This is a genomic window from Celeribacter naphthalenivorans (genome assembly GCF_020524585.1).
GTDB classification, from domain to species: domain Bacteria; phylum Pseudomonadota; class Alphaproteobacteria; order Rhodobacterales; family Rhodobacteraceae; genus Celeribacter; species Celeribacter naphthalenivorans.
In genome coordinates, this window is sequence record NZ_JAIVLK010000010.1 from 81,404 (window position 1) to 96,739 (window position 15,336).

The window sequence follows — 15,336 nt, forward strand, 5'->3', positions numbered from 1 at the left end:
CTGAAAATGAGCGACGCAATTCTCGATTATGACGGCAAAGTGGTTCTGATCACCGGGGCCGCGACCGGCATCGGGCGCGCCACGGCGCTGGCCTTCGCCAAACGCGGCGCGCGGCTTGTGATCGGCGATATGGCCGATGCGGCAGAAGAGACCGCACAGGCCTGTCGCGATCTCGGCGCCGAGGCCGTATTCGTCAAAACCAACGTCGCCGAGGCGGCGCAGGTCGAGGCACTTGTGGCCGAGGCCGAAAGCCGCTTTGGGCGGTTGGACGTCGCCTTCAACAACGCGGGCATCCTGCCTGCGACGAAACCCTTGGCCGAGGTCAGCGACGAGGAATTCGACCGCATCATCTCCGTCGATTTGCGCGGCGTATTCCTGTCGATGAAATACGAAATCCAGGCCATGCTGCGCGCAGGCGGCGGCGCGATCGTCAACACCTCGTCTGTGGCTGGCGTGGTCGCCGACCCCGACATGGCGCCCTATGCGGCGGCGAAACATGGCGTGGCGGGTCTGACCAAGGCGGCGGCTTTGGACTATGCGACGCAAAACATCCGCATCAACGCCGTGGCGCCGGGTCTCATCGAGACGCCGATGACCAAACGTTGGCTGGCTGACCCGGAGATCTCCGGCGCGTTGATGGCCAACAGCCCGATGAAACGCGCAGCTCAGCCCGAAGAGATCGCAGCGGCGGTACTCTTCCTCGCCTCGCCGGGCGCGTCTTTCGTCAATGGCACGGTGTTTGTCGCCGATGGGGGCCAGACCGCGCACTGAAGCGTCACGCGTTGGAAACGTGAAAAACGCCAGAGCGGTTTGATCCGCTCTGGCGTTCTATATGAACAAAGCGTGTCTTACTCAAAATCTACGCCCCGGACGCGCTGTCCTCGACAGTAACGCTGGCCGTCATCCCCGCCGCAAGCGCCATGCCGTCAGGCACCTCATCAATGCCGATGCGCACCGGAATACGCTGCGCCAGACGCACCCAGGTGAACACCGGTTCCACCGAGGGCAGGCCCTGCGCGTTGGAGGCGGTGTTGCTGTCGGCGATGCCTCGGCCAAAGCTTTCGATATGCCCCGACAGGTCGTTGCGCGTGCCCATCAGGCCGATGCGGACGGGATCGCCCACCTCGATCCGCGCCAGTTGGGTTTCGCGAAAATAGCCGGTCACCCGAAAGCTGTCGGCATCCAAAAGCGCCACCGTCGCCGTGCCCGCCATGGCATAATCGCCCTGACGCAGATGCAGGTTGGTGACATAGCCCGTCACCGGCGCGCGCACCGTGGTGCGTTCGAGGTTCAGCTTGGCGACATCCAGCGCCACCTGCGCGCTGCGATAGGCGGCTTTGGCGGCGGCGGCTTCCTGGGCGGCTTGCTCGGCGTTTTCCTGACTGGTCGAGCCCTTCTCGCGCAGGGTCGCATGGCGCGTGGCCTGCGATTGTTTGAAGGTCATGGTTTCGTGCGCGGTGTCGAGATCGGCCTGCGCCGCCTTGAGCGCCAATTGAAACCGCTCCTCCGAAATCTCGAACAGCACATCGCCCGCCTGCACCAGTTGGTTGTCGGTGACATAGACGGTCTGGATCGGCCCGGAAACCTCGGGCGCGACGCGCACCACATCCGCGGTGACCTTGCCGTCGCGGGTCCAGGGCGCGTTGACATAGTAATCCCAGAGATGATGCCCAAGCACCAAAGCACAGGCAAGCACGGCAGCGGTCAGGGCAAATCCCCCGGCCTTGAGTTTAAGTTTCGACATCATGATATGGTTTGCTCCAGACACAGCATGACGGTTCCGAGAACCGTGAAATAAAGGGCGACATCGAACAGCGCAGGGTGCCAAACGTGTCGGTAAAGCCCGATGCGCGCCAGCCAGGCGTGCAGCAGCCGGTAGACGAGGTAACAGCCGAGTGCTGCAATCAGCAGCGTCGGGATGAAGACGCCGAAAAGGTCGATATCCGGTTTCATGCGATCAGACTCCGTGCGGGACGCGTGAATGTGGGTGGGGCCAGCCCCGGACAGGCACCGCTGCGCAGACCGACAAGCGCGTCGCGCAGACGTGAGGACGCAGGCCCCGCCTCGAAAAGCACCTCGTTCAGACAGCGGTCGAGGGCCTCGGCCACCGCCTCCTTGCGCTTGGCAAGCCCTGCGGTGCCCTGTTGATAGTGCGTGGCGATCTGATCGAGCAGATCGTCCAGAAGTTTGTCATCCCGGCGTGGCATTTCGCGCCGGATGCGCTGCAGTTCGAGCACCGTGAGACCGACGCGCAGATCGCGCAGGATGTCGTTTTCCTGCACCTCCGAGCCCGCTGGCAAAAGCGCCAAACGCGGCGCGATCAGACCCAGCCGGTCGGTCATCCGCCCGGCGATCAGCTCAGGATCGACCCGGCGCGTACCGGAGGCCACATCGGCCACCGCCCGCCAGCCGGAGTGCAACAGCCGCGCGGCACTCCATTCGGTGCTGACCGCACGCACCGTCGCCAGTGTGATCATCGCCAAAGCCACACCGCCGAAGGTCGCGAGGCTGGCATTGGCGAAAGCGTTGAAATTCGTGCTCACCTGGTTGTCCAACGTCAGCATGTAGATCAGGTTGACGCTGATCTGAAAGCCCATGAGCCAAGTGGCAGGCACGGCCAAAAGCACACCGGCGGGGATCAGCACGAGCCCCAGGGCAGCGGCCAGCGCATAGAAACTTCCGACCATCGGCATGATGGCGAATTTGTAGAAAAAAGCGGCACCCAAGGCGATGAGCATCAGGGTCACAACCTTACGCAGCACGGGCGTCGCATTGTCCATCGCTGCGAGAACGCAGCACAGGATGGTGCCGATCTGCGCAATGCCCGCGCCGTAGGACCAGCCGGACCAGATCCAGATGCCACAGCCCACCAGCGTGACGATGACCACCGAAAGCGCTGAGCGCAGCGCGATGCCGTAGTCGATGTGCAGCTCCCGCCCCTGCCGGTGCCGGGTGGCGAGCGTGCGGCGCAGCGTGTGGGCTTCGCCGGAGGAGAGATCGGAGCGCAGCACTTCGCAATCCGCCCAGACCTCGACCAGGTCCTTGAGCCGCCCGGTCAGACGCAGCGCCAACAGGACATCCCAATCGCGCGCACGCTCTTCGAGATGTGCCCTGTCCTGATCGATGTCTGCCAAAAGCGCGTCGGTTTCCGCCTTGGCGGCGGAGAGATCAAAAGCACCCGGCGTCAGCCAATGCACCACCCGCTCCAAGATCGAGCTGCGATCTACAGAGGTCGGAGCATCGCGGCCCAGAGCCGCCAGAAGGTCCTCGATCTCGGAGAGCAGGGGCAGCACCGCGATCATCCGCTGTTGCAGCGCGGCCATGCGGTCGGCCATGACGCGCCCCGCGGCACCTTCGTGATCGACCTGATCGGTAAAGCCGCGCAGCGCCACCGCATCGGCGGCCAATTTGTGGCGCTCTTCGCGCAGCACGGCGTTGTCGGCCTCGCCGGTCAGCACATCACGCGTGAGCTTGCGGGCGTTGTCCAACCAACCTTCGACCCGATGCGCCAGCACTGGTCCGGCCTGTTGCGGAAAGACCACCCGCGAGATCACCGAGGCACAGAGGATGCCTATGGCGATCTCCTCGACCCGCGCCACGGCCACATCGAAACTCGTGCCCGGCACCTGCACCAGCGTGAAGCCACTGAGCGCCACCGTATAGCCCGCCAGCATGAAGACATAGCTGCGCGGCGAGCGGTCGAGCATGCTGACGAACAGACACAGCCCGCACCAAAACGCGATCCCGAGGCTCAAGAGCAGCGGCGAGAACACCAGATTGGGCACCAGAACGACGATCATCACCGCACCCAAAACGGTGCCCGCCAAACGGTAGACGGCGCGCGAGGTGGTGCCACCTGACAGCGGCGTGGCGACGATATAGACCGTGCCGATCGCCCAATAGGGATTGGGCAGACCGCATTGCAGGGCGATCCAATAGGCCAGAATGCCCGCCCCGAAGGTCTTGAGCGAAAAGAGCACATGCTCCATCCGAATGCCGCCAGGGACCATCATTTGGATTTCGACCTGTCTTCGAGGCTATCGAGCACGGCGGAGACTTTGCTCAGAAGTTTGAGCGTCTGGGACAACTCTTCGGGCGCCACCTCGGCCAAAAGTTCCTGCCGGAGTTCGCGGGCGATGCGGTCGGCACGGGCGCCGAGGGCGAGGCCGTCGTCCGTCAGTTCGAGAAGTTTGGCGCGCCGGTCCGACGGGTCCTCGACGCGCCGCAGCAGCCCGCGCGTCTCCAGAGAATCGAGCAGGCGCACCACGCCGGAGGTCTCAAGCCCCAGCAGCTGCGCCAATTCGTTTTGCCGCATCGACGCGCTGCGTTCGCGCCAAAGCACAAGGATCGGCAGCGCGGTCGCGTCCGACAGCCCCTCCTTGGCCAGACGTTGCCCAAGAATGCGCCGCCAAACCTGCCCCACGGCGGGGATAAGACGGCCAAGCTCTTCGCTCGGGTCTACCCCTTTCGGGGGGACGCCTTGGATCATCATCCTAATCTCCTGTGTCTTGTGCGACATCCGACGGCCCCGAAACCATTGCGGCACGAGTCGTCGATTATTGGTGATTTATCATTTGATGATGTATCATCTAAATATACGAAGACAAGGCCCGCGCATATTTAGATGGTTCGCGCTTGCACAGCGATGGTTCTCAGATGTGACACGTCATGCGGGACGAGGCCGCATGACGCAGCCGATCACATATTTGCGCGACGGTTGAAGCGCAGCGAGGACACGAAAGACAGCGCGATGATCGTCGCCCCCAGAAGGCCGGTGACGACCTCAGAGATATGCACGAGGCTTTGCGCGAACATGATGACCGCGAGCGCAAGGATGGAATAGAAAGCGCCGTGTTCGAGAAAGCGGAACTCATTGAGGGTTTCCTTTTCCACCAGCATGATCGTCATCGAGCGCACATACATCGCACCGATGCCGAGGCCGATGGCGATCAGAAACAGGTTGTTGGTCAGAGCGAAGGCGCCGATCACGCCATCGAAGCTGAAGGAGGCATCGAGCACTTCGAGATAGAGAAAGGCGCCGAGACCGCCGGCCCGTGCGGCGCTTTGAATTTCGGCTTCGGCATCCAAAACATGGCTCAGCGTCTCGACGCACATGAAGACCACAAGCCCCATGATCGCAGCTTTGAAGAACGTCGCCTGTTCGTCCGTGCCCAGAAACAGTCCGAACCCCAGAACCAGCAAAAGCACCGTGCCATAGGTCACGCCCTTGATCGTCCCCATGGAGCGCAATTTGCGTTCGATCCGGCAGATCCAATCGATTTCCTTGGCCTCATCCATGAAGAACGACAACGCCACCATACCCAGAAACGCACCGCCAAAGGCCGCGATGGAGAGGTGGCTCTCGTCCATGATGCGCGCATATTCCTGCGGCTCGCTGATCGACAGGCGCAGGGCCTCGACCGGCCCGACCCGCGCGGCGATGGCGACGATGGCCAGGGGAAAGATGATCCGCATCCCGAAGACAGCGATCAGGATGCCCCAGGTCAGAAACCGCTGTCGCCAGACCGGCGTCATCGTCTTGAGTTTATTCGCGTTGACGATGGCATTGTCGAAGGACAGGGAGATTTCCAGAACGGCCAGCACCGAGCCGATCATCAGGAATGACAGGGCCGATGACAGCGTTCCGTCATAGCGCCAGCCAAGCCAGAAACTTCCGACCAAACCGATAAACGTGACCAAGAAGGCCCATTTGAAGTAGTGCAAAGCGTTTGTCATGAAGGGCTCCCTCGGCAGGAGCTGCGACGGCACATCCGTCGCAGCCAAAGTAAATGTCAGTCAGTTGTGCGCAGGGTTCGGATGAAGAAATCAATCAGCCCCTGTTCGATCTGCAGGGTGGTCATCGTGTCCTCAATCGAGTGCCCCAGCCCTGCGACCCGCAGAAGCGTGGCGTCGACGCCCGCGTCGGTCAGCGTCTCGTAGAAACGTTCGCTTTGCGTGACCGGCACGATGGCGTCGGCCGTCCCATGGATCAGCAAAACCGGCGGATCGCCTGCATCGACATGGGTCTCGGGCAAACCGGGCGCCACCGCGTCTGCATTGGCCGGGTCACCCGCCATCAGACCGAAGTGCTGATTGATGAGGCTCAGACCGTCGCCCGCCATTTCGTCGGGATAGATCGCCGGATAGATCGCGGCGATGGCCTGCACGGCGGCGCTCTCCCCCTCGCCCCCGGCGCCAAAGGCCGTCTCGTCGCTCAGCCCGGCCAGAAGCGAGATATGCCCACCTGCGGAATTGCCCAAGATGCCGATGGCCTCGGGATCGATGTTCCAGGTTTCAGCATGGGCGCGAATATACCGGATCGCGCGCTTCACGTCCTCCTGTGGCGTGGGGAATGTGACCTCACCAATGCCGCGATAGTCAACTGCCGCCACGGCGAAACCCGCCTCAGCGAGCGGCACGAGTTGCGGCAACACACGGCTGACCTCGACCGGTTGCCAGCCGCTTCCCAACACGAAGACAATCACCGGCGTGGGCGCATCTGTCACCGGGCGCAGCAGATGAAAATAGAGGGCGTCGCGTTTAAAACCGTGATCGTTTTGCGCGAACTGGATTTGAGGCAGGAAATCGACCGGCAGACGCGTGGCATATTCGGGGGTGATGTCAATGATGTCGGCTTCAGCCTTGAGACCAGTGACCCCGAAAAGGGCTGCGATCAGCGCCAATCGCCCACAGTTGGACAGTGTTTTCCATGTCAGCATTTGCCTCACGATGTGTCGTGTCATTGAAATTTCCCCTCCTTGGAAATCCAGTTGGGGCGCGGCGGCGCCCTGTGCCATCCCGCGCCACAAAATCAGCCTCAGCCAAGCGCCAGACGCGCGGCACGGCGGTCGGCCTGGACGTCCGGGTCGGAATCGAGACCTGCGGCCAAAAGCCGTTGCGTGTATCCTTGTTGGGGCGCTTCGAAAATCTGCCGCACAGTGCCCTGTTCGACGATCTCCCCGCGCTTCATGACCAAAACCCGGTCAGCGAAGTCGCGCACGACCGGCAGGTCATGGGCGATGAAGATAAACGCGATACCAAGGCGGTCGCGCAGCTCGCCCAAAAGCGCGATCACCTGCGCCTGAATGGACACGTCGAGCGCGGAAACCGCCTCGTCGCAGATGATCAGATCGGGTTCGAGCGCCAAGGCCCGCGCAATCGCGATCCTCTGACGTTGGCCGCCGGAGAATTGATGCGGATAGCGCAGCGCGTGATCGGCCTGAAGCCCGACCTGCTCTAAAAGCTCCTCGACGCGCGCCCGCCATTTTGCTTTCGGCAGGATGTCGGGATGGATCACCCAAGCCTCGGAAATAATGTCGTACACCGACATATGCGGATTGAGGGATTGGGTCGGATCTTGGAACACCATCTGCAACTGACGCCGCAGCTTGCCCATCTCTTTCGGGGATTTCGTGAGAATATCCTCGCCTTTCCACATCACGGTGCCGCCCGAGGCCTCCTCCAAACGCAACATCAGCCGCGCAATCGTGGATTTCCCGGAACCGGATTCGCCCACCACGGCCAGAGTTTCACCGGCATGCAGGTCGAACTCCGCGCCCTTCAGGGCATCGAAGGCCCCATAGGTTTTCTTCAACCCACGCACCTTAAGGATCGGCGTTTTGCCCTGTTCATGGACGCGCATCGCGCCCTTGCCGGGAGCGGCGGCCAAGAGCTTGCGCGTGTAGGGATGCTGCGCGTTGTGATAAAGCGCGCGCGGCGTACCGCTCTCGACAATCCGCCCGCCTTCCATCACCACCGCACGATCGGCGGCCTCGGCCACCACGCCCAAATCGTGGGTGATCAGCAAAAGCCCCATGCCGGTCTCTTCCTGCAATTCTTCCAACAGTGACAGAACCTCGGCCTGCACCGTCACATCGAGCGCCGTGGTCGGTTCATCCGCGATGAGAATGTCGGGTTTGAGCACCAAAGCCATTGCGATCATCAGGCGTTGCCGTTGCCCGCCGGAGAATTCATGCGGGTATTTGCCCATCGACTCCTTGGCGTTCGGGATGCCCACGCGCTCCATCAGCTGCAAAGCACGCTCATAGGCTTCGGTTTTCGAACGCCCGTGCGCCATCGCGGTTTCAGCGATCTGCCAACCAACCGGATAGACCGGATTGAGGTGGCCCAGAGGGTCTTGGAAAATCATCGAAATCCGTTTGCCGTTGAGGCGACGCCGGTCTTCCTCGGAGGCTTTCAGCAAGTCCATGCCGTCGAAGAGAATTTCGCCGCTGGTGATCTCACCCGGCGGCATGTCGATCAGGTTCATGATCGCAGAGGCCGAGACCGATTTGCCCGACCCGCTTTCCCCCAAGATCGCGAGAGTTTCGCCGCGGTCGAGATGCCACGAGATGCCATTCACCGCATGAACGATGCCATGCGCGGTGTGAAACCGGACGGAAAGATCACGGACTTCGAGAAGATGATCAGCCATTCTTATTCCCTCCGATTTCAAGACGCCAGCGCTGGGTCGGATTGAGCGCAACGCGCATCCAGCTCGACAGCAGGTTCAGGGACATGGTGGTCAGGATGATCGCGAGACCCGGCCAGAACGCGAGCCACCACGCGTTGGTGAGATACTGACGGCCTTGGCTCACCATGAGGCCCCAAGTGACCTCCGGTGCCTGAATGCCAATGCCCAGAAAAGACAGCGCGGATTCCGCCAGCATGACAAAGGCGAAGTCGAGCGTGGCGATGGTCAGAAGCGTCGGCAGGATCACCGGCAGGATATGTTTGAAGATGATGCGGCGGTTCGAGGCCCCCATGACTTTGGCGGCTTGGACGAACATCCGTTCGCGCACCTCCAAAACCTCGGCACGGGTCGTCCGCAGGTAGATCGGGATGCGTGTGATCGCCAAGACAAGCACGAGATTCCCGATAGAAGGCTCCAGCATATAAAGCACGATGACGGCCAAAAGGAGCGAGGGAAAGGACATGATCACATCGGCCAGACGCATGATGACTTCGCCGGTCCAGCGCCCGGCATAGCCCGCGATCAGCCCCAAAGTCGCACCGACCGTCAGAGACCCAAGCACCGCCCCCGCCGCAATCACCATGGTGTTTTGCGAGGCAACAATGATCCGGGCCAAAAGCGGCCGCCCCAAAGCATCCCCGCCGAGGATGTAGAAAAACCCACGCGACAGATCGAAGGGCGGCGCATTGCGCGCCCGCAGGTTGGTTTTCGTCGTCATCTCCTCGAGAGACATCGGACCGAAGAGAGCGCCCAGAAGCACGACGAGCAGAAAGAGCATCGCCATAAAAGCCAGCTTATCGGCCCAAAGCATGCGCAGAATGCGGCGCAGGCCGGTCGCCCCGGTGGTTGCCGTGACGGGAGGGGTCTTGGCGGCATCGGTGGCGGTATCGGTGGTGGTCTCGCTCATGCGTCCCTCCTCAAGCCCGGATACGCGGATCGAGCAGCGCATAGGCGATGTCGATCAGGATATTCATGATAAAGATCGCGATGGCCGTCACCATGATGGCCGCCAGGATCACGTTGAAGTCGCGCTGAAGGATCGAGTCGATCATCAGCTTGCCGACACCGGGAAAACCGAAAATCGTCTCCACCACGACCGCGCCATTCAAAAGCGCCGCCGCCTGATCGCCGATCACGGTGATGACCGGCAGCATGGCGTTGCGCAGCGTATGGACGAAAATCACAGGGCGGTTCTTGACCCCCTTGGCGCGCGCGGTTTTGACATAGGGCGCGCCCAGCGCATTGATCATCGACCCGCGCACGACCTGCAAAATGAGACCGAAGGGGCGGATGAACAGCACGGAAATCGGCAAAATCCAGTGCCAGACCGATCCGGTCCCCGAGGTCGGCAGCCAGCCGAAAGTGACGGAAAACAGAACGATGCCGACGATGGCGATCCAGAAATCCGGCGCAGAGGCTCCGATCAGCGACAGCACCGAGGCAAAGCGATCGAAAGGCCGCCCGACCTTAAAGGCGGCGATGGAGCCGACGATGATCGCGGCCACTGTCACGAGCGCCATGGTGATCACCGCCAGTTGCAGCGTCCAGACGAAGGCTTCGAGAACCACCTCGATGGCGGGACGTGCCTTGCGCAGGCTGTCGCCGAAATCGAGATGGATCAAATCGGAGAGATACCGACCGAACTGGACCAGAACCGGGTCGTTCAGCCCATGGATCTCCCGGAAATTCTCCCGCATCGCCTCAGAGGCATCGACCGGCAGATACAGCGCGGCCGGATCGCCCGTCAGGCGCGACAGGAAGAACACGAGGACGATCAGGACCATCAGCGAGACAAAGCTCGACAGCGCCCGTTTTCCCAGCATCTTTTTCATGTGTCTCTCCGTCTTCAACGTGAGACACGCATGAGGGGAACGCCCCATGCGTGTCTCGGGAGGCAGGGCTTACTTCACACCGATTTCGGCAAGTTGAAGTTGGCTGTTGGTCGCGATGGTCGGGGTGAAATCAACTGCTTCACCCACGCGGGCGTGGCCCACCATATGGAACAACAGGACGTCCGCCACGACATCGTCATGCAGATAGCCGAAGAGTTCCGACCAAAGCGCCTCGCGTTCCTCGCCGGTGGCGGCGGTCGCTTTTTCGATCAGTTCATCGGCATGGCTGTCGTCGATACCGGACTGACGGCCATCGGAATGGTACTTGAAGTACATCGAGAACACCGGATCGCCCCGCGAGTTGTCGTGCTGAGCGCCCACGAGGACCGGCTGATCCTGCACATAGGGTTTCGAGTAATATTGCTCGTGCTCAGCCACTTCGACCATTTGCAGACGGACATTGAACCCGGCCTCGGAGAGCATCGACTGGATCGCCTCATAGGTCTCCGTCGCGCCGGGGAAGTTGCCCGTGCGACCGACCAGCAGGATTTCAGTGTCCACCGGCACGCCATCTGCCTTGGCCTCCTCCAAAAGCGCCTTGGCCGCATCGACATCGTAGTCCCAGGCCTTGGTGTCCGGGTTCCAGCCCAGCGTGGTCGGCACGTTGATCGCGGTGGCCACTTGGGTGCCCTCGGCCAGAATGGTGCCGATAAAGGCATTGCGGTCAATGGCGAGGTTTAGCGCCTTGCGCACGCGGATGTCGTTCAAGGGCGCCATGGAGCTGTCGACCCTGAGATAGGTGGTCTCCGAGTTCGGATAGGCCATATCCATGTCGGTGGTCGCATCAATCGCGGAAATCGAGGGCGCGATATCGGCCTCTCCCGTCGCCACCATTGCGGCGCGCACGGACGGATCGGAGCGGAAGGCATAGGTCGCTTTGGTCACGGCGGGCTGTTCGCCCCAGTAATCCTCGCGGCGCTCAAGCGTGATGCTCTGTCCCGGCTGCCAATCGGACAGGACATAGGGGCCTGTGCCCACCGGTTCGCGGGTGAATTCGATCGGCGTCTCGGACGGCACGATGGTCAGCAAAGACAACAAAAGCGGCAGGATCGGCTGGGCCGGATCGGTTTTAAAGTCGATGGTCAGATCGTCCACCACGCTAGGCGTGATGTCGATGCCTTCGTAGTAGCGCGAGATTTCGCAGGTGATCTGATCGCTGCCCGCGCGTTCGAAAGAATGCTTCACATCGGCGGCATCGAAAGCCGTGCCATCGGAGAAGGTCACGCCCTCGCGCAGATGGAACCGCCAGGTGGTGTCATCCACCATTTCCCAGCTTTCCGCCAACCGCGGCTTGAGACCCTCATCGCCGCGCACGTCAAGCTCGGTCAGGGTTTCACTGATGTTGCCAAGCACGATGCGGCCGATATTGGAGCGCGTCGCCATGCAGGGCTCGACAAGATCGGGCTCTTCGCCGAGCACGATGGTCACATTGGCCTCCTGCGCGAAAGCCGGGCTTAACGCCGACGTCGCCAGTAGCACCCCGGCAAGAAGTGTAGACTGTTTCATATTTCCTCCCTGAAAGCAGATTGCTTTCTCAACTCCCGAGCGCCTCCACGCTCTCTTATGGGCGCAGCCCGCAATTCAATGCATCACCGCCTCCCGCGGCCTCTGCGCACCCTCATTATTGGTAAAGTTGAAAACTAAAGTCAAACCCCCAATTTTGCCCGACCCAAAATTTCATTTAATTGATTGTTTTTAAATTGAATTTATAAATCTCAGACCCAACCCAAGCCCCTTGCGGCTGCGCAAAATACTTTCACAACTTGACAAGTTGCACATTAATCTGATCACTTGTCATGCAAACCATCTGGGGAGGAGACCCGCATGACGCCGAAAGACATCGCTGAAAACATGGACGGATTGCTGTCATCGCGCCCCGATGGCCAGTGGGCGATTCTCCCGGCGGAGACGATTCAGAATCATGCGGCTTTTCTGGCGTGCCTGCCCGATGGAGCACTGGCCTGCGCTTGGTTCGGAGGCACACTTGAGGGCAAATCGGACATCTCCATCTATGCGACCATTCTGGAGGAAGACGCCCCCCAATGGGGCCCCGTAGCACAGCTGACCGACGACCCGGATCGCTCCGAACAAAACCCCGTATTGTTCACGGCCCCGAATGGCAAAATCTGGCTCTTCAACACCGCACAACCTGCGGGAAACCAAGATGAATCACGCGTTTTCATGCGTCCGATCATACGCGCGGGAGACCGCCTGACGTCTGGCGAGAAACGCGACATCGGCCTGCCGAATGGCACTTTTATTCGCGCGCGCCCCTTCGTGCGCGACGATGGCGCCTGGGTGCTTCCGCTGTTTTGCTGCAACCCGCGCGACGGCATCCGCTGGACCGGCGCCTTCGACACAGCCGCCATTGCGGTGAGCACGGACGATGGTGACAGCTGGTCCGTGACGGCGGTCCCCAACTCGCCCGGCGCAGTACACATGACCCCCGTCGCACTGGAGGGTGACGACATGGCGGCCTTTTACCGCCGCCGCCAATCGGACTTTGTGCATCGCTCCGAAAGCCGGGACGGCGGCCGAAGCTGGAGCGCGCCTGCCCCGACAGATGTGCCGAACAACAACAGCTCCATTGGCGTTGCCCGCCTGACCGACGAGGTGCTCGGCATGGTGTGCAACCCCATCTCCGCCGCCGAATCCACTTCTCGCCGCGCGTCGCTATATGACGAGCTCGAAGAGGAGGACGACCGCCCCGAAGGCGAAGGATGCCGCCCGATTTGGGGCGTCGAGCGCGCGCCTTTGACGCTTTGCCTGTCCGCAGATGGCGGCAAGACGTTCCCCACGCGCTACACCGTCGAGACGAGCGCGGGCACTTGCCTGTCGAACAACTCCATCGACGGGCACAACAAGGAACTGTCCTATCCCGTCCTCTTGCCGCGCGCAGATGGCGGACTGGACATCGCCTATACGCTCTACCGCCGCGCCATCCGGCATGTGCGCCTGAGCCCCGAGACCGTGGCCGACCTCGTCGCCCAAACCGTTTGAAAGGAGCGCAACATGTCGACCATGGATCGCCTTATCACCATCCACCAACCCAAACGCCTTGAGATCGGCGTTGGCGCCGCCGCAAAGGTCGGCGATTGGGCGCAGTTTTCCAAACGCCCGCTTGTGATCGCCTCTGGTCCGACCGCCACTTATGTCGAGCGCCTCGGCCTGTCTGGCGATATTCTGATCATCGACAACGTCCCGCCCGAACCCGACCTTCCGTCCTTCAACGCCGTGCTGGAGCAGGCCCGCACCCATGCGCCCGACCTGATAGTCGGGCTTGGCGGCGGCTCGGTTCTCGATGTCGCCAAACTGGTCGCCGCGCTTTGGGACGGCACCCAAACACTCACGGAGGTGGTCGGCCCGAACAAGGTCGCCGGGCGCAACACGCCGCTGGTCCAGATCGCCACGACCGCAGGCACGGGATCGGAAGCCGGCATCCGCGCGCTGATCACTGACCCGGAGACGAAATCGAAACTGGCGGTGGAAAGCCCGTATCTCATCGCCGATCTCGCCGTGCTCGACCCGGAACTGACCTATTCCGTCCCGCCCGCCGTGACGGCGGCCACCGGCGTGGACGCCATGGCGCATTGCGTTGAGGCCTTTACCAACATCAACGCCCACGACCTGATCGACGACTACGCCCGCATGGGGTTCGGACTTGTCGGCAAATACCTCAAACGCGCGGTCGAGGACGGCACGGACAGCGAAGCGCGCGCCGGGATGATGCTGGCCTCCTATTATGGCGGCATCTGTCTTGGTCCGGTGAACACGGCGGCAGGGCATGCGCTGGCCTATCCGCTCGGGACGCGGCTGTCCTTGCCGCACGGATTGGCCAATGCGATCATCTTCCCGCATGTTTTGGCCTTCAACCAACCCGTTGCTTCCGCGAAAACCGCAGAGGTGGCCGGGGCGCTCGGGCTGCGCAATGTCGGCAGTCAGGAGGCGCTGAAAGCGGCGGCTTTCGAATTCTGTCGCGATCTTGGCATCGAAATGCACCTCAAAGCGCATGGCGCAGAGGAGCAAGACCTTCGCACCTGGGCAGAGGAAGCCCACGCCATCCGTCGCCTGATGGACAACAACCCGCGCGAAATGAGCGTCGATGAGGTTCACGCCCTCTACCGCGACGCATTCTAAGAGCTTTCCACCACAAGAAAAAGGCGCGCCTGCCTCGCAGGGCGCGCCTATCATGTGATCCGCCCGACCTCACATCGAGAGATCGAGCATTCCCCCGCCAAACAACCGTTCCCGCGAGTGAATGATATGCCCCCGCATGACGCTGCGGGCGCGCTCTGCGTCGCGGTCCTTGATCGCCTCATAGATGGCGCGATGCTCGCCCAGAACATGCTCCAACGCCGCCGCCCCATCGGACATCAGCGCGTCGCCGTGCATTTTCATGCCGACATAAATGTGGTCGCGCAGCGCCTTCAGGGTTTCGGCGTAATATTGGTTGTTCGAGGCCCGCGCGATCGCGAGGTGAAAGGCGAAATCCGCATCTTCGCGGTGCAGGCGCGAGCCGGTCGCATCCGACAAAAGATCGAGCGCACGATCCATGTCATCGAGCACCTCAGCATTGCGGCGCTGCGCAGCAAGCCCGGCAGCATCGACCTCGACCGTCAGGCGGAATTCGTAGCACCGCTGAATGTCGGCGATGGTCTCGACCGGCGTATAGCCCAGTGCAGGCTCACGTTTGACCCGCACGAAATTGCCCGCCCCCTGACGCGAGACGATCAACCCCTCTTCGCGCAATTGCTCCAGCGCCACGCGCAGCACCGGGCGCGACACCCCGAATTGCCCGGAAAGATCCTTTTCCGCCGGAAGCTTTTCATTGGCACCGTAATCCCCACGGGTGATCCGGTTCTTCAACGCGGTATAGACCTTTTCGGACAGCGGCGGCCGCGCCGTGCGCGAGCTTGCCTTATCTACGTTTTGCTGGTCCATATTGCCCTCACCGCCCGCTCATCGTTTCTT

14 protein-coding genes are annotated in these 15,336 nt (G+C 61.7%); 3 read left to right on the forward strand and 11 right to left on the reverse strand.

The annotated features are described in order from the left end of the window. Positions 1-6 precede the first annotated feature (6 nt). Positions 7-771 (forward strand): SDR family NAD(P)-dependent oxidoreductase, encoded by a 765-nt coding sequence (locus tag LC094_RS18785; protein WP_226554331.1) that lies wholly within the window; start codon positions 7-9, stop codon positions 769-771. Positions 772-859: 88 nt separating this feature from the next. Here the strand turns inward: LC094_RS18785 and LC094_RS18790 are convergent, their stop codons facing one another. From LC094_RS18790 to LC094_RS18835, 10 genes are all read right to left on the reverse strand, one after another. Further along, complete coding sequence (locus tag LC094_RS18790; RefSeq protein WP_226554332.1) at positions 860-1,747, reverse strand: efflux RND transporter periplasmic adaptor subunit; 888 nt, start codon at positions 1,745-1,747, stop codon at positions 860-862. Further along, a complete protein-coding gene (locus LC094_RS18795; RefSeq protein WP_226554333.1) occupies positions 1,744-1,953 on the reverse strand; it encodes a DUF1656 domain-containing protein in 210 nt (69 codons plus the stop codon). Before LC094_RS18795 ends, LC094_RS18790 begins: the two co-directional genes overlap by 4 nt. Then, positions 1,950-4,013 (reverse strand): FUSC family protein, encoded by a 2,064-nt coding sequence (locus LC094_RS18800; RefSeq protein WP_226554334.1) that lies wholly within the window; start codon positions 4,011-4,013, stop codon positions 1,950-1,952. The genes LC094_RS18795 and LC094_RS18800 overlap by 4 nt, the downstream gene beginning before the upstream one ends. Beyond that, positions 4,010-4,492 (reverse strand): MarR family winged helix-turn-helix transcriptional regulator, encoded by a 483-nt coding sequence (locus LC094_RS18805; protein ID WP_226554335.1) that lies wholly within the window; start codon positions 4,490-4,492, stop codon positions 4,010-4,012. Before LC094_RS18805 ends, LC094_RS18800 begins: the two co-directional genes overlap by 4 nt. Positions 4,493-4,698: 206 nt before the next feature. Continuing rightward, positions 4,699-5,736: a DUF475 domain-containing protein gene (locus LC094_RS18810; protein WP_226554336.1), complete on the reverse strand. Its 1,038-nt coding sequence runs from the start codon at positions 5,734-5,736 to the stop codon at positions 4,699-4,701. 56 nt (positions 5,737-5,792) lie between these two features. Next, on the reverse strand, positions 5,793-6,743 hold the full coding sequence (locus LC094_RS18815) for an alpha/beta hydrolase (protein ID WP_226554337.1): 951 nt from the start codon (positions 6,741-6,743) through the stop codon (positions 5,793-5,795). 74 nt (positions 6,744-6,817) lie between these two features. After that, positions 6,818-8,434 (reverse strand): ABC transporter ATP-binding protein, encoded by a 1,617-nt coding sequence (locus tag LC094_RS18820; RefSeq protein WP_226554338.1) that lies wholly within the window; start codon positions 8,432-8,434, stop codon positions 6,818-6,820. Continuing rightward, positions 8,427-9,380, reverse strand: a complete 954-nt coding sequence (locus tag LC094_RS18825; protein WP_226554339.1) for an ABC transporter permease — start codon at positions 9,378-9,380, stop codon at positions 8,427-8,429. The genes LC094_RS18820 and LC094_RS18825 overlap by 8 nt, the downstream gene beginning before the upstream one ends. A gap of 10 nt (positions 9,381-9,390) precedes the next feature. Further along, complete coding sequence (locus LC094_RS18830; RefSeq protein WP_226554340.1) at positions 9,391-10,305, reverse strand: ABC transporter permease; 915 nt, start codon at positions 10,303-10,305, stop codon at positions 9,391-9,393. Positions 10,306-10,374: 69 nt separating this feature from the next. Beyond that, positions 10,375-11,871 carry an ABC transporter substrate-binding protein gene (locus LC094_RS18835; protein ID WP_226554341.1) on the reverse strand — a complete coding sequence of 499 codons (1,497 nt, stop codon included), beginning with the start codon at positions 11,869-11,871 and terminating at the stop codon, positions 10,375-10,377. A gap of 318 nt (positions 11,872-12,189) precedes the next feature. Here LC094_RS18835 and LC094_RS18840 point away from each other — a divergent pair, with 318 nt between their 5' ends. Both LC094_RS18840 and LC094_RS18845 read left to right on the forward strand, forming a co-directional pair. Further along, complete coding sequence (locus LC094_RS18840; RefSeq protein ID WP_226554342.1) at positions 12,190-13,365, forward strand: sialidase family protein; 1,176 nt, start codon at positions 12,190-12,192, stop codon at positions 13,363-13,365. 12 nt (positions 13,366-13,377) lie between these two features. Further along, on the forward strand, positions 13,378-14,502 hold the full coding sequence (locus LC094_RS18845) for an iron-containing alcohol dehydrogenase (RefSeq protein ID WP_226554343.1): 1,125 nt from the start codon (positions 13,378-13,380) through the stop codon (positions 14,500-14,502). A gap of 69 nt (positions 14,503-14,571) precedes the next feature. On the opposite strand, the gene LC094_RS18850 is transcribed toward LC094_RS18845, so the two are convergent. Beyond that, complete coding sequence (locus LC094_RS18850; protein ID WP_226554344.1) at positions 14,572-15,306, reverse strand: FadR/GntR family transcriptional regulator; 735 nt, start codon at positions 15,304-15,306, stop codon at positions 14,572-14,574. Positions 15,307-15,336: the final 30 nt, after the last annotated feature.

Bases quoted from the DNA above. Each gene is read 5' to 3' on its own strand.
- LC094_RS18785 (WP_226554331.1), top strand. From the start codon at position 7: ATGAGCGACGCAATTCTCGATTATGACGGCAAAGTGGTTCTGATCACC.
- LC094_RS18790 (WP_226554332.1), bottom strand. From the start codon at position 1,747: ATGATGTCGAAACTTAAACTCAAGGCCGGGGGATTTGCCCTGACCGCT.
- LC094_RS18795 (WP_226554333.1), bottom strand. From the start codon at position 1,953: ATGAAACCGGATATCGACCTTTTCGGCGTCTTCATCCCGACGCTGCTG.
- LC094_RS18800 (WP_226554334.1), bottom strand. From the start codon at position 4,013: ATGATGGTCCCTGGCGGCATTCGGATGGAGCATGTGCTCTTTTCGCTC.
- LC094_RS18805 (WP_226554335.1), bottom strand. From the start codon at position 4,492: ATGATGATCCAAGGCGTCCCCCCGAAAGGGGTAGACCCGAGCGAAGAG.
- LC094_RS18810 (WP_226554336.1), bottom strand. From the start codon at position 5,736: ATGACAAACGCTTTGCACTACTTCAAATGGGCCTTCTTGGTCACGTTT.
- LC094_RS18815 (WP_226554337.1), bottom strand. From the start codon at position 6,743: ATGACACGACACATCGTGAGGCAAATGCTGACATGGAAAACACTGTCC.
- LC094_RS18820 (WP_226554338.1), bottom strand. From the start codon at position 8,434: ATGGCTGATCATCTTCTCGAAGTCCGTGATCTTTCCGTCCGGTTTCAC.
- LC094_RS18825 (WP_226554339.1), bottom strand. From the start codon at position 9,380: ATGAGCGAGACCACCACCGATACCGCCACCGATGCCGCCAAGACCCCT.
- LC094_RS18830 (WP_226554340.1), bottom strand. From the start codon at position 10,305: ATGAAAAAGATGCTGGGAAAACGGGCGCTGTCGAGCTTTGTCTCGCTG.
- LC094_RS18835 (WP_226554341.1), bottom strand. From the start codon at position 11,871: ATGAAACAGTCTACACTTCTTGCCGGGGTGCTACTGGCGACGTCGGCG.
- LC094_RS18840 (WP_226554342.1), top strand. From the start codon at position 12,190: ATGACGCCGAAAGACATCGCTGAAAACATGGACGGATTGCTGTCATCG.
- LC094_RS18845 (WP_226554343.1), top strand. From the start codon at position 13,378: ATGTCGACCATGGATCGCCTTATCACCATCCACCAACCCAAACGCCTT.
- LC094_RS18850 (WP_226554344.1), bottom strand. From the start codon at position 15,306: ATGGACCAGCAAAACGTAGATAAGGCAAGCTCGCGCACGGCGCGGCCG.